The following is a 19,868-nucleotide window of genomic DNA, read 5'->3' as shown; positions in this document are numbered from 1 at the left end:
CCTTCCTCCTCAGTTACCGTTAACGATGCTGATAACGCTGTTGCGGGCCGGAGTGGTCAGGGTGACCATGACCTCATCCAGCGCGGTTTCCGGTACGCCATCAGGGTACTGTGCCGCTAACTGGCGGTAATGTTCCGGCGTCCAGGTATGGCCGTTAGCGCTGAACTTCTCGCGCAGGGCTTTCGCCGCCTCCACATGGGTCAGCGGACGCTGCTCGATACGCGGCCCGCGCACATCTGAAGCCTGACCGCGTTTAGGCATGTAGGCCGGGTGGTCATCGCGCTCAATGTCCAGATAAGGGTTGAAGCGACCACCGAACGGCAGGGCTTTGTCTTTCTTCGCCGCCTCGGTTTCTTCCTGGCTGGCGGTGCCGTAGGTATGTTGTTCCACTTGATCGCGGTTTGTCTGGGTAACAGTTTCCGGCAGCTGTCGATATTCTTCACCAATCACCGGTGCGCTGGTGCTGTACTGCCAGAGTTCATCTTTATGTATCGCGTGAATAACGTGGAAGGTCTCAAAGCCTTCATCATTGACGATAACGACCCGCGCTTCATCGTCTGACCACGGATTGCGTGCAACCAGTACTTTGTCACCGACGAACACACCAGGAACGTCAGACACATCGTATTCCTTGCCTCTGAAGGGTACGCGCAGCTTGCCGGTAACGGTGCGTTCTTCAGGTGCAGAGATGGCCAGTTCCCTGCAGATTTCGGGAGGCGGGGCTTTTACCAGTTGCTCTTCGGTGATTCTCAGCCAGGCATCGGTACGCGACATGCTGTGGCGGCTGTGGATTGCGGTGCGGTTAAACTTCATACGCCAGAGACGCGCCAGCCGGTTCAGTTCATCAATATCATCCACCCTGAGAAAGCGCAGGCCGCCCTCGAACTTGCGTTCGATAATGTCACGAGCCTTTTCCACCGAACCGGTGGCGCGGGCGTTGTGAGCCTTATGCTGAATGGTGCGGATGCCCATCGCCCGGCACATATTGAGCAGCGAGGCCGAGACCAGCGCAGAGCCGGGGTCGGTAAACAGAATTTTCGGCACCCCATGCAGTACGTCGGCGCTGCCGCGTTCCTGCATGGCGTTAATCATCACTTCCAGGAAGTTGACGGCACTTTCTCCCCCGAAGCGGTACTCGACGTAAATCCAGCCCGTAGTGTGGTCGGTGATTTCAAATGACCACACCCGGTCATTGACGATACGGTCAAGGTTGCGGGGTTTGTTTTTGTTGAACTCTGCCGCGCTCATGACGCGCAGACCGGTGTCCCCTTTTGCCCTTTTGGCCGGATTTTTGAGGTAATACAGCACGCAGATGGACGCATCCAGTTGCCAGACGTGGTTTGGATGCAGACTGGCCAGCTCCAGTGCAGGAGATGGTGCCCGTAACTGGTCGGGGTGCATACGATGCTGGCGGAGGGCGCGACTGATAGCGTCAATTGAGAGCGGGAAAAACTCCCCGGTCTCAGTATCGGTGCGGCCAGCAATAATCAGACCGTTATCGCGTAATCCGTCCACAATATCCTCCAGACTGTAGCCTTTCTTACCGTTGCCGGGACGGGGAGACGCCAGCCACGCCCCGGAGATGGTCAGCATCTCATCGTGGGTCAGCGTCGTTTTACCGGCATCTGAGCGCTGTTTGCGTGGTCGGCTCATCCGTACCCCCTTAAGCTTTTTCAGCAGGGTGGCGCGTGACATCTGTAATTCTTCACACGCTGCCCGGTATACCGCCTCTTTTTCACCGTGTCCGGCTGCGTCAGCGGCGGCGGCTATGCTGACAAGCCGTTGCGTCAGCGCTGGATTCATGATTCAGCCTTCGCTTTTTGTTGCCATTGCTTCCATTTCTCACTGTTCTCGTGAAGTTTCTCCGCAATCTCAACAGCCCGTTTGTTGGCAGAGCAGCGACAGCGTTCGTTTTGGATATAGTGAATTTTTTCCAGAAGTAACGTTTCCATTGCGGTGGCAAATGCATGCGCATCGGGTGCTGAAATCCTGATTTCTCCAGTACTGGTCAGGATGCAGAATCCCGCCATCATGTCTGGTACAAGAGTGCATAGCGCGTGTCCAAGAACTTCCGGGCTATCCATGTAAAGGCTTTCCTGCGGTTCCCGTTCTCTTACTGGTGGTGTCAGATGTGACGCGACCATGTTATTCATCCTCTTCCTGTGCTTCTTTCACCCAGTCCGGCATGCTGTCAATCTCGCGGAAGTCAGGCAGGTCAAACTGTTGACGCATGTCGACTACACGGGCTTCGATATCATCAAGCAGTCCTGCCATGATATGGGTGTGGCTGATGCCGGTACGTTCTGCGTGTTCGGCCAGTGCCTCAAAGCCGCATTTGAGGTTGATAAGAGCGCTGAGTACGCCGCTTTTAAAGCCAGTGGCTTCCGTTTCAAGCGCCTGACCTTCTTCATCAGGCGTCTCTGTAGTTGCACGACGCGTCAGTTTCGCCTTGAGTTCATCAGCCTGATCTTTGAGAACGTTGATCTCATCTTTCTTTTCGGCCAGCGTCTGGCGGCTGATTTCGAGGTCGGTTTTGAGGTCTTCTTTCTCTTTGGTGTGCTTGGCGATCATTTCCTCGGCCAGCTCCAGCAGGGCCGTTTTGTCGCCTTCTTTGGCTACTTCAATGAGGGCGCTTTTCTGGTCGTCCGGCAGGCGGCGGAACTGGCGCAGTTCGCGATAACCAATCCCCATGCGGGACATGGAATCTAAGGCTTCTTCACCGAAGGCGGTAAGGTTGGCAATATCTAAATCTGCTTTATCAACGGAGATTCCGAGAACATTACAAAACTCATCCCATGTGCCCGAAAACTCCGAACCGTTCGGTGTTTTCTTGCCCTTTAGATTGCGATATAGCTTGTTTTCTTTAACAAATGCCAGTTTAGAAGTCCGAACTGTTCGGGAAAATTGCTCAAATGCATCAGCCATCTGTGCCTGACCAAGAAGCTGATTCAGCAGATCACGTTCATCACTGAGTTGGCTGGTTACTGTCGCCATCAGATTTTGAGTCGCTTTCAGTTCGGGATTTAGCTCCACGTCAGGTGCAAGTTCAGCATGTTGTGATTTTGTGCGAGCCATTGTTACTCCTTAGCGGCTACCAGCCAGTACACGCTGGTTAAGTTCGTCGATGCGCCCCTGTGCGCGGGACATTTCATTGTTATGGGCCATGGCGATTTGCAAAAGCTGTACACCAGGAGCAAAACGCCCGTTTTCAAGCTTGAGCGCCAGCCCTTCTTCAATCAGGGTATTTAGGGCGCGGTTGATGTTGGCTGGAGACTCTCCCAGAGCTGATGCCAGTTCACCGTTAGAAACCCCGTTCAGAGCGTGACCGCGCAGTGCTTTAAGAACGCGCAGAATGCGGGAGCCAGAACTGGATACATTTGCCTTACTCATGTCACATTCCCCTTTTTGCAATATGTGATAACCTTTTACGCAGACAAAAAATCATCAGGCGGCTTGGGCTGCTGATTTAAGTCCAAGCTTCACAGCGATTTCATGGGATTTACCGTACCGAGCCTTGGTCTGACCGTTGAGAACGCGGTAGACCTCGTAACGGCTGTAGCCGTTTTCTTCTGCCCACTGGGTGAATGTAATTCCCCGCTGGCGGAAGAGCGTTTTGACTTGGTCTGCAGTCATTGTTGTCTCCTTGGTTGATACAACTATGTTTGTACTATGTGTGTTAGATTATTGTCTAAAAAATTAGACAGAGCAAGGTATATGTCCATTATTTTAGAAGAACTTCACGATCGTCTAGTTGAGGAATTAAAACGCATCGGCCCTCAAACTGTTGCTAAGTTAACGGGCATATCTCGTGCGACGATTTACAACTGGATGGAAAAGGGCAATACGCCCTTAGATAAATTGGCTCTTTTGGATGCAGCGGGCATAGATGTTACTTACATACTTACTGGTCAGTGTGCTCCAGGGTCTATTGTAGAGAGACCTTCCTTAACAACTCGGCAGGCGGCGTTGTTGGACAACTATGAGCACTTAAATGATTCAGACAAAAAGGCTTTAGAGCGTACAGCCTTTGCGTTGGCGGAACAGGGAAAGGTGAGCAAAAAAACAAAAACAGCATCATGATATGCTCTGAATCTTTAATGCAGAATAAGCTGGATGTATAAGAAAAAGGAGACCAACATGGCGGGTATTCAGGTTATTGCAGGAAATTTTCCCAAGGGATGGGCAAGTTTTGGCTTTGGCACTATTGTCTTCGGTAAAAAACCTAAACAAGGCTTCCCTGATGCTATTGTGCTGAACCCGAAGGAAGAGCTGCTATCAATTGAAATTGCAGACAGTGAGGTGGAAAGCCGCATAGGTAAGGCCGCAGGCACAGGTATCCTTGGTGGGCTAATATTTGGTGGCGCGGGTTTGGTCATTGGAGGCTTGCTTGGCGCAGCAGATAAGACAAAGAAGACCATAACATTTAAAGCGGCATTCACGGGGAATAGGCAGCTTCTAGCTAAAACGGATGCAAAAACCTTTTTAAAGCTGCAGTCAATCGCTTTCGATAACGCAAATAATTTGCCTGTAACCGATAAGGTGCATGTTGAAAATTTGGATGCTTCAGCTGAAAATCCATCGACTAAAGAGCCAGATTCCCCTTCTGTTGCTGTAGCCAAGATGACATCTAAAGATAAGCTTGAGCTTGCGGTTGGCTTGGTCGTCATCACCTTAGTTATCTGGGCAGTGATTCACTTCTTTTTTTAGGAAAGTGCTTAAAAACACGTGCAGTTCTAATAGAAGTAAGGGCGATTTAAATCCGCCCTTGAGTATCATTTTTTACGCATTGACGGTGTCACAGCCCATCAACAACAGGGGCCTGATAGCAAGCCCGCATGGCTATTGGGATTGGGGGAAATAGTTAATTTTATCTGACCAATGAGTATTCCTTTCAGCTTATCTTCAGGGGGCATTCGCGGCGTTTTCTCTACCCGCTCAAGCGCGGCCTGCATCTCTCTTATTGCCTTTGCCAGATTGTCGGCATTGACGCTAAGTGTGTAGATTTTTGCTGCAGTTTCATACTCATCGCAGGTTATTCCCATTAAGTATGAGGCTTTGGGCTTATTGATTGCTGAACTCATGCGTTTCTCCTTTCAGAAATTGCATATCACAAGTTCCTGGCGCGGTGATGGCTTACCCGCCAGGCTGTAGTTGATGTCAACGGTTTGAATATTCAGGCCATTGAATGCCTGCCGCATTTCCGGGATATCGTTCACCGATATAATCATCTTACCTTTGATGCTCCGCGCCAGCTCCGCCATGTGGACATAGTTACCTATAGGGAAATCTACACCATAGCCTTCCGTTCCCCAGTACGGTGGATCACAGTAGAAAAGCGTGTGGGGGCGATCATAACGCTCTATGCACTGGTGCCAGTCCAGATGCTCTATCAGCGTTCTGGACAGGCGCAGGTGTGCCATCGACAGTTCTTCTTCGATGCGCAGGAGGTTAAAGCGCGGCGCACTTGTGGTGGAGGTTCCGAACGTGTGATCGGCCACCTTGCCGCCAAAAGCCTGTTTCTGCAGGTAGTAGAACCGGGCCGCCCGCTGTATGTCGGTGAGCGTCTCTTCCGGCGTGTCCTGCAGCCATTTGAATATCTGACGGCTGACCAGTGCCCACTTGAACTGGCGGACAAACTCTTCCAGATGATGTTTTACCACCCGATAGAGGTTCACCAGTTCCCCGTTGATATCGTTAATGACTTCGGTCTTGCTGGGAGTCTTTAGGAAATAGAGCGCAGCTGCCCCGCAGAACGGCTCCACATAGCAGGTATGGGCCGGAAACAACGGTAAAATATGCTTCGCCAGACGACGTTTACCACCAATCCATGGGACGATGGGTAAAGATTGTTCTTTCATTATCCGTAAGCCTTTTGCAATCAATGAAAATATGGCAGGCTAGTCTGGTCTCGCGAGACTGACTGAACCCTGGTCGGCTCACAGTGCATACCTGTGGGTTGATGACCAGCCTGGTGTTACCGCACCAGGCTGGTCGTTCTTTCAAAGCCATCATGCGGTTCTCGTCCGCATCCTCACTATTAACGCTGTTTAAAATCCCTTTCCCCGACCATTTGTGATGCTGTCTCCACTACACAAGGAGACGCTCATGAAAAACCTGAAAAAATTCATTCCCTCTGTTAAAAAGCCCCGCCTCAGCGGCTGGCTGCTGACCTCTGTGCTGTTGCTCGGCACCATCGGCCTGGTCTCGCCCCAGCAGCTGCCGGTGGTTGTCTACAAGCTGTCGCTCATCACGCTGGCGGCTGTGCTGGGCTACTGGCTTGACCGTTCGCTTTTCCCCAAAGCCCGCCCCGGTCAGTACCTGAAGCACGATGACAGGCTGATGGCTGATGGTCGCTTCCCCGTCCAGACTGGCCTTCACCTGGTCTTTTCCGCTGCGTTGATCCGCCGTGCGCTGATTGTTGCCGCAGTCTGTCTGGCCGTAGCGATGGGGCTTTAACGATGACCCTCTATATGTACTGGCCTCAGGTTGTCTGGGCCGTGCTGGTATTGCTGGGGCTTGGCATCGAGCTTGCCCGCCACGGGCAAGCTCGCACGGGTAAGCACAGTTTCTGGTGGCAGCTCTTTGGTTCAGCAACGGTAGCCTGGTTGCTGTGGTGTGGCGGCTTCTTCAGTCAGGCCCGCGCAGCCCAGCCACCGCAGGCCGCGCTGCAGTATCGCGACGATGTGATCCGTAATGCCCGGCTTGAATGGGGGATGTCTGCGCCGGTGGCCGATTTTGCCGCGCAGCTGCATCAGGAAAGCGGCTGGCGACCTGATGCGGTCTCACCGGTTGGTGCTCAGGGACTGGCGCAGTTTATGCCCGCCACTGCCGACTGGATAAGCCAGCTAATGCCGGGGCTTAAGAGCCGCGAGCCGTTCAATCCTGCATGGGCTATCCGGGCGCTGGTCAGCTATGACCGCTGGCTATGGGAGCGAGTAAGCGCCGCCAACAACTGTGAGCGGATGGCCATGGCCCTGTCGGGGTACAACGGCGGTCTGGGCTGGGTGCAGCGTGACAAACGGCTGGCATCGCAGAAAGGGCTGGACAGCGCCCGCTGGTTTGGTCATGTCGCCACGGTCAATGCCGGACGCAGCGCCGCCAGCTGGCGTGAGAACCGCCACTACCCGCAGCGCATTCTGCGGGAACTGGCACCGCGCTATCTCACATGGGGAGGCAGCAGCTGTGTGGAACCTGGTTAAAAGACTACCGTGGCGCGGCATGCTGCTCGCGCTTGCTCTTGTGGCTGTTCTTTACGGGCTGAACCGCTGGGGCTATCACGATGGCGCTGAAGACGCAAAACGTGACGGTGACGCAGCGCTCAGTCGGCTGCAGTCAGCGTTTGATACATACAAAACCGAACAAACGGCGCTTGAGAACGCAGCTCTCCGTGACTGGGCAAAGCGTTATCAGGCGCAGGTTGCCACCGGGCAACAGGCCGAGGCTGGCTACCTTGAGCAGATAGCCCAACTTGAGAGCCAGAACAAACAACTACAGGGGAAAATTAACGATGTCACACAGCGCTGGATTGATGAAAAAGGCAAGAGCCATCCCATTGAGTGCGTGTTTACTCGCGGTTTCGTGCGTCAGTACAACGCCGCACTCGGATATGACAACGCATCCGTCGGCAGCGGCCATTCAGACACAACTGCCGCCGCTGGCACCGGCACTGGCACAGCGTCCGGGCAACCTGAAGCCGCTGACGCCTGGCTACGCGACTCAGGCGTCTCCCAGCGTGACGTCCTCGCCAACATCATCGACAACGCGAAGCAATGCCGCATCTGGCGCAGCCAGATAAACGGGCTGCTGGACGAACGGGAAGGATTACAGAAATGACGTTGCAGGTTGAATTCTGGACGGTGGTGGGCTTCCTCATCACCTTCATGAGCTTTGTCGGTGGTATGGCCAAGTGGCTGTTCAGTAAAGCGGAGGAGCGCCAGGCTGCGCGGTTCGCCTCACTTGAGCAGTCGCTGCAGCAGTCCGCCTCCAACTGGGGCGAGCTGGAGAAAGAATTTATGCGGTTTAAGGCGGATTTGCCGCTGAACTATGTTCGCCGCGAGGACTACATCCGTGGCCAGACGGTTATCGAGGCCAAGCTGGACGCACTCTACAACAAACTGGAAGTGGTACAGCAGTACCGTCATACAGGAGGTAACAATGGTTGATATCGCCCGCGTGCGCCGGGAATCCCTGCGCTGGAGCCTGCTGGTTGCTCTGAACAAAACCCGCCCGTACACCGCCAGCGAGACGCTGTTGCTGGACGTGTCCCGCGCCATCTACCCGGACACCACGCCGCTGGAGCTGCGCCGTGAGCTGGATTATCTGGCCGACCGCAAGATGGTAGATCTGGAGAAAAAACCCTCCGGCGACTGGTTTGCCGACCTGACCCGCCTCGGCGTCGACCTGGTGGAATACACCGTGGAATGCGGCCCCGGCATCGCCCGCCCGGAAAAGTACTGGAGTGAATAATGGCCAGACGCAGCACGATAGAAAAGCTGCCGGAAGATGTGCGTCGCTGGCTTGAGCGGGCGCTGACTGAATCCGGCTTCAGCGGGTATAACGAGCTGGAGTCCCTGCTGCGTGAGCAGGGTTACGTCATCAGCAAATCGGCTATCCATCGCTATGGCCAGAAGATTGAGCGCCGCTATGGCGCTATCCGTGCGGCCACCGAAGCGGCCCGCATGCTGACCGAGGGAGCTGCTGACGATCAGGATGCGCGTTCGGAGGCGGTGATCGCCCTGATTCAGACCGAACTGTTCGAGAGCATCGTCCAGCTGCAGGAAGCGGAAGAAGGCGAAGTCGACCCCAAAGAGCGCGTGGCGCTGCTGTCGAAGGTGGCGAAGAACGTGGCCACGCTGTCCCGCGCGTCCGTCAACCTCAAGAAGTTCCAGTCCGAAGTCCGGGCCAGAACGCAGCAGGCAGCCAGCAACGCCGAGAAAATTGCCCGTAAGGGTGGACTGTCAACCGATGCAGTACAGGCGCTGAAGCGCGAAATTCTGGGGATTGCCACATGAGCCAGCTTGCTCCCGTTTTGCCTGATACCTCGGCGCTGGATATCCCCGCCGTTCTGATGCCTTACCAGCAGCGCTGGGTGGCTGATACGTCGCCGCTCAAGGTGATTGAGAAGAGCCGCCGTACCGGTATCACCTGGGCTGAAGCGTCCGATGATGTGCTGACTGCGGCCTCTTCAGCGCCTGCAGGCGGGATGAACGTGTATTATATCGCCTATAACCAGGACATGACCGTCGAATATATCCAGGCCTGTGCGATGTGGGCGCGGGCATTCAACTATGCTGCCAGTGAAATCGAAGAGGGTTTCTGGGAAGAGGACGAAGACGACAAGCACATCAAGACCTACACCATCAAGTTTCCCGACTCCGGTTTCCGCGTTGTCGCGCTCTCCAGTCGTCCGTCTAACCTGCGTGGCCGTCAGGGCATCATTGTTATCGACGAAGCGGCGTTCCATGAGCAACTGGACGAGCTGCTGAAGGCGGCGCTGGCGATGCTTATCTGGGGTGGAAAGGTGCGCGTTATCTCCACCCATGACGGTGACGATAACCCGTTCAATACGCTTATCGGTGATATCCGGGCCGGGCGTCAGGGGGGCAGCGTACATCGTATTACTTTCCAGGAGGCTGTGTCGGAGGGATTGTTCCACCGCGTCTGTCTGCGAACCGGGAAAGAATGGTCGGAAGCGTCCGAGCAGGCGTGGATGGCATCGGTGTACAAATTCTACGGTGCCGGTGCATCGGAGGAGCTTGACTGTGTCCCGGCCAACGGAGGCGGAGCCTGGCTGTCCCGCGCACTGATTGAGTCACGCATGTCGGCTGGCACGCCGGTGCTGCGCCTGACCTGCCCGGAGGGCTACGAACTGAAGCCCGACGACGTCCGCTGGAGCGAGACGCAGGACTGGCTGGACGAACACCTCAAACCATTGCTGGAAGCACTACCGGTTGACGCACGTTCTTTCCTGGGGAGAGACTTTGGCCGCAGCGGTGACCTGTCGGTGGACTATCCCCTGCTGCAGGAGAAAAACCTGGTACGCCGCGTGCCGTTTGTGATGGAGCTGCGCAACGTGCCGTTCAAACAGCAGGAGCAAATCGCCTGGTACCTGATGGACGGCCTGCCAAATCTGATGGGTGCGGCGCTCGATGCCCGTGGTAACGGCTCCTACCTCGCCGAATACGCCATGCAGCGCTATGGCTCCAGCCGGGTTAAGCAGGTCATGCCCACCGAGGGCTGGTATCGCGAGCATATGCCGCCGGTCAAGGCTGCGCTGGAAGACGGCAATCTGGTGGACTTGCCGAAGGATGAAGACACGCTGGATGACCTGCGGGCCGTTCAGGTGGTAAACGGCGTTCCCCGCGTGCCGGAACAGCGCTCAAAAGCGAAGACGGATAATGGCAAACGACACGGGGATTCAGCTATCGCGCTGGCGCTGGCGTACTTTGCCAGCCGTGAAATTAACAAAGGGCCGGTGAAGGCAAGCTCACGCCGTCGCCGTCAGGCGGCCCGTATGCTGGAGGATTACTGATGGCCCGTGGACTCTGGGTTTCACCCAGTGAGTTCGTCAAATTTGCCGAACCCAATAAAACGCTGACGGAGCAGATCGCCTCGCGCAGCCGCTCCATCGACTTCTTCGGGCTGGGGATGTACCTGCCTAACCCTGACCCCATTCTGAAATCTCAGGGCCGGGATATCCGCATCTATCGCGAGCTGCGTACCGACCCGCTGGTCGGCGGCTGCATCCGCAGGCGTAAGGCGGCGGTCAAGTCGCTGGAGCGCGGTCTTGAGCGGGGTCATGCCCCGGCGCGGGTATTCAGCTTCATTAGGGATATGCTCGACGATCTGGATTTGTCCCGCATCATCGGCGAGATGACCGACGCCGTTCTCTACGGGTATCAGCCCTGTGAGGTCATGTGGGGACGCTCTGTTAAATCCTGGGCCATCGCTGATATCGTGGGTAAACCGCCGGAATGGTTCCAGTACGACAACGACAACCTGCTGCGCTTTCGCGCCAAGGACGCCGGGCTGGAAGGCGAGCCGGTACCGCTGAACAAGTTCGTGGTACCGCGTCAGGACGCGACCTACGATAACCCGTATGGCTTCCCTGACCTGTCGATGTGCTTCTGGCCCGTAACCTTCAAAAAAGGCGGCATGAAGTTCTGGGTGCGCTTTGCTGAGAAATACGGCTCACCGTGGGTTATCGGCAAGCATCCGCGCGGTACGGCACAGGGCGAGATTGACCTGCTGCTGGATTCCATGGAGGCAATGGTGGAAGACGCGGTGGCCGCTATCCCTGACGATTCCTCCATTGAAATTAAGGAGGCCGCAGGCAAGGCCGACAGCAGCGATATTTATCAGAACCTGATAACGCTTGCCCGCAGTGAAATCTCCATCGCCCTGCTGGGGCAGAACCAGACCACCGAGGCCAACAGTAACCGCGCCTCCGCGCAGGCCGGACTGGAGGTCACCGATGATATCCGTGACGCTGACGCTGATATCGTGGAAAGCGCGGTGAATCAGGCCATCAGGATGGCGGTATCGATGAACTTTGGCGATGTGGCCAGCCCCGTCTGGAAGATGTGGGAACAGGGAACGGTCGATGATACCCAGGCGACCCGCGACGAGAAACTCAGCCGCGCCGGTTTGGTCTTCACCCCGCAATACTTCAAGCGTGAGTACCAGCTGCAGGACGGCGATATTGACGAGACACCACCGTCAGAGCGCCAGAAGAACGCGCTGCCGCTGTCATTTGCCGAGGCGATTGATGCCGATATACAGGCCCAGCAGGACCTCGATGATTCGCTGGATATTCTGATGAACGGTGGCACCTTAAACGGCGTACTTGCGCCGGTGCTGGAGCCGCTCTTTAACCAGGTGAAAGATGGCGTTAACCCGTCTGAGCTGCTGGGGGCGCTGGCTGAACTGTACCCGCAGATGAATGCGGATGACCTGCAGGAACGGCTGGCCCGTATCATGTTTGTTGCAACTGTCTGGGGGCGTCTGCATGAGCGTGACAACGGCTGAACTGGCGTACTGCATGACGCTGCCCCCAAAACGGGCTATCAGTTACCTGAAGTCCAAAGGGTACAGCTTCACGTGGGACTGGGAGGAGATGTGGCAGGATGCCCATGCACGCGCCTTTACCGTCGCCAAAGTGACCCGCCTTGATATCCTGGAAGATATCAGGAGCGCCCTGCAGCAGGCACTGGATGAGGGTAAAACTGACCGCTGGTTCCGGCAGGAGCTGGAACCGGAGCTGCAGCGCAAGGGATGGTGGGGGCCACGCGATACCACAGACCCGGTAACGGGCGAGCCGGTCACCATCCAGCAGGGCAGCCCGTGGAGGCTCGATACCATCTTTCGTACCAATATGTCCGTGCTCTACAGCGCCGGTCGCTGGGCCGAACAGATGGAGAACGTCGATGACAGGCCGTACTGGATGTATACCGGCATCAACGACAGCCATACCCGCAAGAGCCATCTGGCGCTGCATGGTCTGGTGCTGCGCTATGATGACCCGTTCTGGCAGGCGTTCTACCCGCCGAACGGCTGGCGCTGCCGTTGTGGCGTGATTGCCCTGAGCGCGGCGGATGTGCGTGCCCGTGGACTGAAGGTGTCCGGCTCTGGCGCAGCCATGGGCTGGGAGCTGAAGCTGGTGTCAGAGAAAACGAGCGAGATGCAGAACGTCGCCACGTTCAATACCGGCACCACGAAGGTGGCTACCGATGTTGGCTGGTCATACGCACCGGGGGCGGCATACCGTCCTGATCTGGCCCGCTATCAGGGCACGCTTAAACCGCTGGCACAGCAGGAACTGAGAGGATAACGATGGCTTCCGATAACCTGGTCAATGTCACCATTAACGATGAATCCCTGCGCCGGAGCCTCCGTGCACTGGACCTGGCCGCGACAGACCTTGAACCCGCGATGCGCAAAATCGCCGGAACCCTGCTGGCGGAAACGCAGTTTAACTTTCTTGATGAGGGCCGTCCGGGATGGACTCCTTCGCTGGCAGCAATCGAACGTGACGGACAAACACTGCAGAAGACCGGGCGTCTGATGGGGTCAGTATCAACCGATCATGATGACAGGCAGGCCGCGGTCGGCACTAACGTCGTTTATGGGCCTGTTCACCAGTTTGGGGGTAAAACGGGGCGTAATGAATCTGTTGAGCTTCCGGCCCGTCCGTTCCTGCCGATGACGGGTGACGGAGAGCTGCAGCCTGATGTGGTTGTCCCCATCCTCGATACGATTGTCCGCCATCTTGAAGCAGCGGCCCGTCGCTGAGTTTTGTATCTACAGGCGGGTGATTTATCATTGCCAGCCGCTGAGGGGCTGTATTACCTTTATAAAGGCTTTACAGCCCCCGCTTCGCACCACTATTCGCCTGCAGCGTGACATTCCCCGTACTGATACCCCCGATTTTTTCTAAAGCAGATTAAAAGCGCTGCTGATGCTTTTTCCACAGACTGTCCCCGACAACGTAACGCGGGACAGCAAAATGCCAGCCATTCACATTTTTAAAGCCGGTACTCATACCGATATGCACGGCGCGAAACTGCCGTTCACGCAAAGCGATCTTGCCGCCTGCGTGAAAGCCTATGACCCGTCCGTCCATGAAGCACCACTCGTTATTGGCCACCCCAAAACGGAAGACCCGGCGTGGGGCTGGGTGAAATCCTTGTCGCTTAACGGCGCTGACCTGTTGGCTGAACCTGACCAGCTCGACCCGCAGTTTGCCGAACTGGTGGGCAACGGACGCTTCAAGAAGGTCTCCGCCTCGTTCTATCTCCCTGACTCACCGAACAATCCGAAGCCCGGCACGCTTTACCTGCGTCATGTCGGCTTTCTGGGGGCGCAGCCACCTTCCATTAAGGGGCTGAAGCAGGTGTCGTTTGGTGAGAAAGAAGAAGGCGTCGTGGAGTTTGCCGACTGGAGTGATATCACCAATGCCTCTTTATGGGGGCGTCTGCGCGATTTTCTGATCGCCCAGTTCGGGCTGGACGAGACCGACAAGGTGCTTCCTTCATGGCAGGTTGACTCCCTGCGCGAAGAGGCTTACCGCGACACCGGGAAGTCTGAACCGGACTTCAGTGAACACAATCCCAACCCTCAACAAGAGAACAGCACCATGACTGATGAAGAAATCAAAGCGCTTCAGGCGGAAAATACGCGTCTGAAAGCGGAAGCCACCCAGCGGGCGGAACAGGAAGCGAAGACTAGGCAGGAAAAACTGCACGCGGACAACGTCTCCTTTGCCGAGAAGCTGGTCGGCGCGGGTCGCCTGACCCCGGCAGCAAAACCGGTTGTTGTTGCCATTCTTGATGCGGTAGCCGGTGGTGATAAGCCTGTCGAGTTCGCCGAGGGCGATACCCGCACCCCGCTGGCCACGGCGTTTAAGACGCTGCTGGATGGCACTGCCCCGGTACTGAATTTCAGTGAGCACGCGACCAAAGACCGCGTGAACACGGATATCAACACGACGTCAGCAGAGTTCGCTGAAGCCGACCCGGAACGTCTGGCGCTGCATCAGAAAGCGCTGGAACTGTCGAAAAAAGAGGGCATCAGCTACGACGCTGCTGTCTCCCGCTGCCTGTAATTAAGGAGAGAACATGTCTGACTATTTAAAGGGTAAGCGCGTTGTTGACCCGGTGCTGACCAGCATCGCTCGCGGTTATAAAAATGCCGCGTTCATCGGCGAGCGCATCTTCCCCATTGTCCAGACCGATAAGGAAGGTGTGACCGTTCCGACTTTCGGTAAATCCGCCTTTGTGGAGTACGACACCGAGCGTGCCGTAGGGGCTGACAGCAACGTTCTGGTACGCGAGAAAACCGGCAAGCTGGACCTGGTTCTCAACGAACACGATCTGGCCGCGCCGGTGGACTATCGCGAGCAGGCCGAGTCGATGTTCAACGAAGAGGCCAAAGCCATTCGCCGTGTGACCAGCGGCGTCAACCTCAAGCGCGAGCTATATGCGGCCCGTCTGGCCCAGGACAAAAACGTCTACCGTGCAGCTAACGTCAAAGCGCTGGCTGCGGCTGAACGCTGGGCAGGTGGCCAGGGTGATCCGATTGGCATCATCGAGGGCGGGATTGAAGCGGTACGTAACGCTACCGGTCTGCGTCCGAACCTGATGACCATGGGGGCCAGCGTCATGTCGCTACTGAAGTTCCACCCCGCGATTCAGGCCGCGATTGGTGCTAACGAGCGCAAGCGTATCACCATCGAAATTCTGAAAGACCTTTTCCAGCTGGAAGACGTAGTGATTGGCGAACCGGTCTCCATGAACTCCATGAAAGACGCACAGGACAAGGATAAAAAACCGACCGATATCTGGGGCGACAACCTGATGCTGCATTACGTCGGCAAACCCCAGCCGGGCACTGACAGCGCCGACGAAAATGAGCCGTCATTCGGTTACACCCTGCGCCGTAAAGGGATGCCGGTGGCGGACAAATATGATGGCGTCGGCGGCAAGGTGAAGTACTGCCGTTATACCGATATCTACAAAGTCGCCGTGGTCGGTGGCGATGCCGGGTATCTCGTCACCAACATCGTGAAATAAGGAGACGGTCATGGGTACAACTCAGCAGGTCATTCTGACCACTACCGTGACGGCCAGTGCGGCGCTGACACAACAGCGCTTTGTCGGTGCCGATAACGCGCCCTGTCAGGCCGGGGCCGTAGCGCTCGGCGTGGCGGAGGTGGATGCCGCAGCCGGTGATTTAACGCCGGTCAACGTACTGGGTATCGTTGCCGTCGAGGCCGGTGCCGCGATTGCCAGGGGGCTGAACGTCCAGTCGGATGCGAATGCCTGCGCCGTTCCCCAGACAGCAGCATCAGGCGACACCCCGGCAGGTATTTCAGCCGGGATTGCGCTGGATGAAGCACTGGCCGAAGGTGATGTTATCCGCATCCTGCGCGGGGTGTGACATGTACTGCACCCTGGCGGATTTACAGGAACAAGTGCCTGAGTCAACGCTGATTCAGCTCACTAACGAGGTCGTGGATTTCGACACCCCTGCCACGGTGAATGTGACGGTTGTGGACAGCTGTATTCGCTACGCCGGGGAGTTGATTGATGCGCACCTTCGTGGTCGCTATACCCTGCCGCTGGCAGAAGTGCCTACCGTTCTGCGGGATATTGCCATCACGCTGGTGCGTTACCGCCTGTATGTCCGTCGTCCTGAAGGTGATCTGCCTGACACCGTCAAAGACGACAACAAAGAGGCCCGGCGTCAGCTTGAGGCTATCCGCGACGGGAAGCTGACGCTGGGGCTGCAGTCCACTCAAAAAGACGTACCTGAGTCCGGTGAAATACGGGCGCGGGCACGCCGGCCCACCTTTGGCGGGCGCGACGGCTTACTGGAGAAATACTGATGAACGTTTTGCCCGTCCTCGATGCTGTGCTGGCCCGGTTGCGCGAGAAGCTGCCCCAGTTGCAGGTGGAGTACTTCCCGGAAAAGCCGTCCGAATACCGTCTAAATCATCCTGTCGGGGCGTTGCTGCTGAGCTATGCCGGTTCGCGCTTCGACAAACCCGATGATATTGGTGCGGTGATCCAGCCTCAGACTATCCAGCTCTGCGTCACGGTGGTCTTCCGCCAGCTCAACGGTAAAAGAGGTGCGATTGACGTTCTGGATGCAGTCCGCCGCATCCTCGGTGGCTACACCCCGCCGAACTGCCGCCGTCGTATCTGGCTGACCCGTGAAGTGTTTATCGGTGAGGTCAAGGGGCTGTGGCAGTACGCTCTCGACTTCGCAACCGAAAGCGTCTTTATCGAAGACAGCGATTTACCGTCCGGCCCGTTGTTAACCGAAGTGAACTATGAGGAAAGCGAGTGATGAAAGAATACCGCTATTCCGGCCCGGCCAGCGGCGTCACGCTGTCGGACGGAACCGAAATCCTGCTCTGGCCGGGGAAGAATGTTTCCCTGCCGGAGGAGCATGACTATGTGAAGGTACTGGTGGCGCTGAAGCATCTGACGCCGGTATCTGAAGAGACTAAACCCGCCAGCACACCGGCTGTGCAGCCACAAAAGCGCAGGAGCGGCGGCGACAACGATGTGAAAACGGAGGACTCCCATGGCAGCTAACTATCTGCATGGCGTCGAAACCATTGAGGTGGAAAACGGTGCCCGCCCGGTAAAAACGGTGAAGTCTGCCGTCATTGGCCTGATTGGTACTGCCCCCATGGGGGACGTCAATACGCTGGTGCAGTGCCTGTCTGAGAAAGATGCCGCGGCGTTTGGCAGCCAGCTCACCGGCTTTACCATTCCGCAGGCGCTGGATGCGATCTACGACCATGGGGCAGGCACCGTTCTGGTCATTAACGTGCTTGATCCGTCTGTGCATAAAACCGCTGTGGCCGATGAAGACGTAACGTTCGACAAGGCGACGGGCAAGGCACAGCTGGCTAATCCGGTGGTCGCGCAGCTGGTACTGAAACCGGACAGCGATGGCCAGCCTTATGTGGAAGGTCAGGACTACTCGCTTGATGCACAGACCGGGGTGATTACCAACCTCGGTAAGAGCATCGCGGCAGATGCAACGGTGAAGGCCAGCTATAACTATGCTGATCCAACTAAAGTCACCCCGGCTGATATCATCGGTGCCGTTAACGCGGCGGGCAACCGTACCGGCATGAAGCTGCTTAACGACAGCTTCAACCTGTTTGGCTACTTCGCCAAAATCCTGATTGCCCCGGTATTCTGCACCCAGAACAGCGTCTCGGTTGAGCTTATCGCCATGGCTGAGAAGCTGGGCGCGGTGACCTACATCGACGCGCCGATTGGTACCACTTTTGCTCAGGCTCTGGCGGGGCGTGGCCCGGAAGGCACCATTAACTTCAACACCAGCTCCGACCGCGTCCGTCTGTGCTACCCGCACGTCAAGGTGTACGACGCGGCCACCAACAGCGAACGGCTGGAGCCGCTGAGCCAGCGTGCTGCAGGTCTGCGTGCCAAAGTCGACCTGGACAAGGGCTACTGGTGGTCGTCCTCCAACCAGGAAATTCTGGGTATCACCGGCGTGGAGCGCCAGCTGTCGGCAATGATTGACGACCCGCAGAGCGAGGTGAACCTGCTCAACGAACAGGGCATCACCACGGTCTTCAGCAGCTACGGCAGCGGCCTGCGTCTGTGGGGCAACCGTATGGCGGCATGGCCAACGGTCACCCATATGCGCAACTTCGAGAACGTTCGCCGTACCGGTGATGTGATCAACGAGTCCATGCGTTACTTCAGCCAGCAGTACATCGACATGCCGATTACCAAGGCGCTGATTGATGCGCTGACGGAGTCAGTCAACGCCTACGGTCGCAAGCTGATTGGCGACGGTGCGCTGCTGGGCTTCAGCTGCTGGTTTGATCCGGCCCGCAACGAAGAGACGGAGCTTGCCGCCGGTCACCTGTTGCTGAGCTACAAATACACGCCACCACCACCGCTGGAGCGACTGACGTTTGAGGCCGAGATCACCTCGGAATACCTGTTAACCCTGAAGGGGAATAGCTGATGGCAAAGATTGAGATCAACCGCATCACGAATGCCAACATCTACCTGGATGGCGCTAACCTGCTGGGCCGGGCCGAGGAGGTCAAACTGCCTGACGTCTCCATGACCATGCAGGAGCATAAGGCGCTTGGGATGGTGGGCAAGGTGGAACTCCCGGCAGGCTTCGACAAGCTGGAGGGGGAGATCAAGTGGAACAGCTTTTACCGCGACGCGATGCTGTCTGCCGCGAATCCGTATAAGTCGCTGGCGCTGCAGTGCCGTTCCAGCGTCCAGCGTTACAGTTCGCAGGGGCTGATTGACGAAATTCCGCTGGTCACCTTCCTGACAATCATGTTCAAGAAGAACCCGCTGGGGACGTTCAAACAGCACGAGAAAGCTGAGTTCTCCAGTAGCTTCACCTGCACATACATCAAGCAGGTACTGGATGGTGAAGAGCTGCTGGAGCTGGACTATCTGGCCAACATCTTCCGCGTCGGCGGCGTTGACCAGTTGACCGACTACCGCATCAATATCGGGGGCTGACGGTGACCGTCGAGATTGAAGATAAAGGCGGGAACTGTGGTTCGATTGGCATGGGAAATGGTACGTGGTTTACCATCCTTGATATTCCGGGGGTGGAAAACCTTTTTAATACCCAGAAAACCAATGACCCGATTGACTGCACCCGCACCAAAGCACGGAAGCTGGCTGACCTGATTGAGGCATGGGAGCCACCTGACCACTGGTTCACCGGCATCGGAAAATCCGAAGGAAAGGCACTTCTTATCGCCTTCCTGCGTAACTGCAAAGGCTTTCGCACTCACTGACATCACAGGGGCTTCGGCCCCTTTCTTCTTAATCCCCTTTAATATCCGTCACGTCCACCTCCAGACATACTGCTCTGAACTTACACAGGAGCACGATCATGTCGCAGACCCAATCCGATACTTTTAAGCTGTCTTACCCCTTCACCACCGCAGCAGGCACCAGAGTTGAGCAGGTTGAACTGAAACGCCTGACGGTCAAAGACCTGAAGCAGGTGCGCAAAATCAGTAAAGACCCGGCTGACTGGGACGAACCGCTGATTGCCCGTAGCACCGGTATTCTCCCCGAAGACCTCGATAACATGGATCTTGCCGATTACATGGAGCTGCAGAAACGATTTCAGCAAGTCACTGGGCTGGGCAAGAGCGACGAAAACGCTGATGCAGGCGCAGGGGCTGCTGGCGAGGTGGTTTAGATTTCAGCCGGGGGAGATTGATGCCCTCGATACTGACGATCTGGAGATGTGGCTGGAGCAGGCTGAAGAGCAAATCAAAAGCGAGTTCGGCGACAATCAGTAACTCCTCATCACTTAACAGCCGCCACACGCGG

Annotated in this window: 30 protein-coding genes; 23 read left to right on the top strand and 7 right to left on the bottom strand. The window is 56.5% G+C overall.

The genetic code is table 11. The features are described 5' to 3' along the window. Positions 1–9: 9 nt before the first annotated feature. Genes F0Q32_RS13760 through F0Q32_RS13740 form a run of 5 tightly spaced genes read right to left on the bottom strand, consistent with a single transcriptional unit; the run spans position 10 to position 3,633 of the window. A complete protein-coding gene (locus F0Q32_RS13760) occupies positions 10–1,803 on the bottom strand; it encodes a DDE-type integrase/transposase/recombinase (RefSeq protein WP_023304076.1) in 1,794 nt (597 codons plus the stop codon). Next, positions 1,800–2,153, bottom strand: a complete 354-nt coding sequence (locus F0Q32_RS13755) for a hypothetical protein (RefSeq protein WP_023304075.1) — start codon at positions 2,151–2,153, stop codon at positions 1,800–1,802. The genes F0Q32_RS13760 and F0Q32_RS13755 overlap by 4 nt, the downstream gene beginning before the upstream one ends. Then, positions 2,146–3,075, bottom strand: a complete 930-nt coding sequence (locus F0Q32_RS13750; RefSeq protein ID WP_023304074.1) for a hypothetical protein — start codon at positions 3,073–3,075, stop codon at positions 2,146–2,148. Before F0Q32_RS13750 ends, F0Q32_RS13755 begins: the two co-directional genes overlap by 8 nt. 9 nt (positions 3,076–3,084) lie before the next feature. Further along, positions 3,085–3,390: a helix-turn-helix domain-containing protein gene (locus F0Q32_RS13745; protein WP_023304073.1), complete on the bottom strand. Its 306-nt coding sequence runs from the start codon at positions 3,388–3,390 to the stop codon at positions 3,085–3,087. Positions 3,391–3,444: 54 nt separating this feature from the next. Beyond that, positions 3,445–3,633, bottom strand: coding sequence for a DNA-binding protein (locus tag F0Q32_RS13740; protein ID WP_023304072.1), 189 nt, complete (start codon positions 3,631–3,633; stop codon positions 3,445–3,447). Positions 3,634–3,714: 81 nt separating this feature from the next. Here F0Q32_RS13740 and F0Q32_RS13735 point away from each other — a divergent pair, with 81 nt between their 5' ends. Further along, positions 3,715–4,080 carry a helix-turn-helix domain-containing protein gene (locus F0Q32_RS13735; protein ID WP_050582480.1) on the top strand — a complete coding sequence of 122 codons (366 nt, stop codon included), beginning with the start codon at positions 3,715–3,717 and terminating at the stop codon, positions 4,078–4,080. Between the two features lie 57 nt (positions 4,081–4,137). Then, a complete protein-coding gene (locus F0Q32_RS13730; protein ID WP_023304071.1) occupies positions 4,138–4,707 on the top strand; it encodes a hypothetical protein in 570 nt (189 codons plus the stop codon). Positions 4,708–4,805: 98 nt separating this feature from the next. Here F0Q32_RS13730 and F0Q32_RS13725 read toward each other — a convergent pair whose 3' ends face one another. Together F0Q32_RS13725 and F0Q32_RS13720 are read right to left on the bottom strand one after the other, a co-directional pair. Further along, complete coding sequence (locus tag F0Q32_RS13725; RefSeq protein WP_023304070.1) at positions 4,806–5,081, bottom strand: hypothetical protein; 276 nt, start codon at positions 5,079–5,081, stop codon at positions 4,806–4,808. 12 nt (positions 5,082–5,093) lie between these two features. Further along, on the bottom strand, positions 5,094–5,858 hold the full coding sequence (locus F0Q32_RS13720; RefSeq protein WP_023304069.1) for a DNA adenine methylase: 765 nt from the start codon (positions 5,856–5,858) through the stop codon (positions 5,094–5,096). 247 nt (positions 5,859–6,105) lie between these two features. On the opposite strand from F0Q32_RS13720, the gene F0Q32_RS13715 reads away from it, so the two are divergent. The 21 genes from F0Q32_RS13715 (at position 6,106) to F0Q32_RS13615 (ending at position 19,837) form a co-directional block, all read left to right on the top strand. Then, positions 6,106–6,456: a putative holin gene (locus F0Q32_RS13715; RefSeq protein ID WP_023304068.1), complete on the top strand. Its 351-nt coding sequence runs from the start codon at positions 6,106–6,108 to the stop codon at positions 6,454–6,456. 14 nt (positions 6,457–6,470) lie between these two features. Further along, the gene (locus tag F0Q32_RS13710; RefSeq protein WP_045329752.1) at positions 6,471–7,199 is read left to right on the top strand and encodes a transglycosylase SLT domain-containing protein; all 729 of its coding nucleotides are present in this window, start codon (positions 6,471–6,473) and stop codon (positions 7,197–7,199) included. Next, the gene (locus F0Q32_RS13705; RefSeq protein ID WP_149463517.1) at positions 7,183–7,833 is read left to right on the top strand and encodes a hypothetical protein; all 651 of its coding nucleotides are present in this window, start codon (positions 7,183–7,185) and stop codon (positions 7,831–7,833) included. The genes F0Q32_RS13710 and F0Q32_RS13705 overlap by 17 nt, the downstream gene beginning before the upstream one ends. Beyond that, a complete protein-coding gene (locus F0Q32_RS13700; RefSeq protein WP_149463516.1) occupies positions 7,830–8,162 on the top strand; it encodes a hypothetical protein in 333 nt (110 codons plus the stop codon). Before F0Q32_RS13705 ends, F0Q32_RS13700 begins: the two co-directional genes overlap by 4 nt. Then, positions 8,155–8,466: a hypothetical protein gene (locus F0Q32_RS13695; protein WP_006122433.1), complete on the top strand. Its 312-nt coding sequence runs from the start codon at positions 8,155–8,157 to the stop codon at positions 8,464–8,466. Before F0Q32_RS13700 ends, F0Q32_RS13695 begins: the two co-directional genes overlap by 8 nt. Continuing rightward, the gene (locus F0Q32_RS13690; protein ID WP_149463515.1) at positions 8,466–9,011 is read left to right on the top strand and encodes a DUF3486 family protein; all 546 of its coding nucleotides are present in this window, start codon (positions 8,466–8,468) and stop codon (positions 9,009–9,011) included. Before F0Q32_RS13695 ends, F0Q32_RS13690 begins: the two co-directional genes overlap by 1 nt. Then, positions 9,008–10,531: a hypothetical protein gene (locus tag F0Q32_RS13685; RefSeq protein WP_149463514.1), complete on the top strand. Its 1,524-nt coding sequence runs from the start codon at positions 9,008–9,010 to the stop codon at positions 10,529–10,531. The genes F0Q32_RS13690 and F0Q32_RS13685 overlap by 4 nt, the downstream gene beginning before the upstream one ends. Beyond that, positions 10,531–12,027: a DUF935 domain-containing protein gene (locus F0Q32_RS13680; RefSeq protein ID WP_149463513.1), complete on the top strand. Its 1,497-nt coding sequence runs from the start codon at positions 10,531–10,533 to the stop codon at positions 12,025–12,027. The genes F0Q32_RS13685 and F0Q32_RS13680 overlap by 1 nt, the downstream gene beginning before the upstream one ends. Continuing rightward, a complete protein-coding gene (locus tag F0Q32_RS13675; protein ID WP_149463512.1) occupies positions 12,008–12,829 on the top strand; it encodes a phage minor head protein in 822 nt (273 codons plus the stop codon). The genes F0Q32_RS13680 and F0Q32_RS13675 overlap by 20 nt, the downstream gene beginning before the upstream one ends. Before the next feature lie 2 nt (positions 12,830–12,831). Then, positions 12,832–13,290 carry a phage virion morphogenesis protein gene (locus F0Q32_RS13670; protein ID WP_149463511.1) on the top strand — a complete coding sequence of 153 codons (459 nt, stop codon included), beginning with the start codon at positions 12,832–12,834 and terminating at the stop codon, positions 13,288–13,290. A 214-nt stretch (positions 13,291–13,504) separates the two neighbouring features. Further along, positions 13,505–14,602, top strand: coding sequence for a peptidase (locus F0Q32_RS13665; protein ID WP_149463510.1), 1,098 nt, complete (start codon positions 13,505–13,507; stop codon positions 14,600–14,602). A gap of 13 nt (positions 14,603–14,615) precedes the next feature. Next, positions 14,616–15,569 (top strand): hypothetical protein, encoded by a 954-nt coding sequence (locus F0Q32_RS13660; RefSeq protein ID WP_087878339.1) that lies wholly within the window; start codon positions 14,616–14,618, stop codon positions 15,567–15,569. Positions 15,570–15,579: 10 nt separating this feature from the next. Next, entirely contained in the window at positions 15,580–15,936 is a 357-nt protein-coding gene (locus F0Q32_RS13655; RefSeq protein WP_023214049.1) for a DUF2190 family protein, read from the top strand. A gap of 1 nt (position 15,937) precedes the next feature. Further along, complete coding sequence (locus F0Q32_RS13650) at positions 15,938–16,384, top strand: gp436 family protein (RefSeq protein ID WP_039271488.1); 447 nt, start codon at positions 15,938–15,940, stop codon at positions 16,382–16,384. Next, positions 16,384–16,848 (top strand): Gp37 family protein, encoded by a 465-nt coding sequence (locus tag F0Q32_RS13645; RefSeq protein ID WP_016191683.1) that lies wholly within the window; start codon positions 16,384–16,386, stop codon positions 16,846–16,848. The genes F0Q32_RS13650 and F0Q32_RS13645 overlap by 1 nt, the downstream gene beginning before the upstream one ends. Then, positions 16,848–17,099 (top strand): hypothetical protein, encoded by a 252-nt coding sequence (locus F0Q32_RS13640; RefSeq protein WP_188016866.1) that lies wholly within the window; start codon positions 16,848–16,850, stop codon positions 17,097–17,099. The genes F0Q32_RS13645 and F0Q32_RS13640 overlap by 1 nt, the downstream gene beginning before the upstream one ends. Beyond that, positions 17,089–18,516, top strand: a complete 1,428-nt coding sequence (locus tag F0Q32_RS13635; RefSeq protein WP_149463508.1) for a phage tail sheath subtilisin-like domain-containing protein — start codon at positions 17,089–17,091, stop codon at positions 18,514–18,516. The genes F0Q32_RS13640 and F0Q32_RS13635 overlap by 11 nt, the downstream gene beginning before the upstream one ends. Then, complete coding sequence (locus F0Q32_RS13630; RefSeq protein WP_176321111.1) at positions 18,513–19,037, top strand: phage major tail tube protein; 525 nt, start codon at positions 18,513–18,515, stop codon at positions 19,035–19,037. The genes F0Q32_RS13635 and F0Q32_RS13630 overlap by 4 nt, the downstream gene beginning before the upstream one ends. A gap of 2 nt (positions 19,038–19,039) precedes the next feature. Next, on the top strand, positions 19,040–19,321 hold the full coding sequence (locus tag F0Q32_RS13625) for a hypothetical protein (RefSeq protein WP_023304055.1): 282 nt from the start codon (positions 19,040–19,042) through the stop codon (positions 19,319–19,321). Positions 19,322–19,419: 98 nt separating this feature from the next. Next, the gene (locus F0Q32_RS13620; RefSeq protein ID WP_000084225.1) at positions 19,420–19,734 is read left to right on the top strand and encodes a phage tail assembly protein; all 315 of its coding nucleotides are present in this window, start codon (positions 19,420–19,422) and stop codon (positions 19,732–19,734) included. Next, a complete protein-coding gene (locus F0Q32_RS13615) occupies positions 19,700–19,837 on the top strand; it encodes a GpE family phage tail protein (RefSeq protein ID WP_001148841.1) in 138 nt (45 codons plus the stop codon). The genes F0Q32_RS13620 and F0Q32_RS13615 overlap by 35 nt, the downstream gene beginning before the upstream one ends. Positions 19,838–19,868 lie beyond the last annotated feature (31 nt).

Origin of the sequence: Pseudocitrobacter sp. 73 (assembly GCF_008369545.1) — a bacterium.
Classification (GTDB): domain Bacteria; phylum Pseudomonadota; class Gammaproteobacteria; order Enterobacterales; family Enterobacteriaceae; genus Pseudocitrobacter; species Pseudocitrobacter vendiensis.
This window is presented reverse-complemented; position numbering and strand designations above follow the sequence as displayed.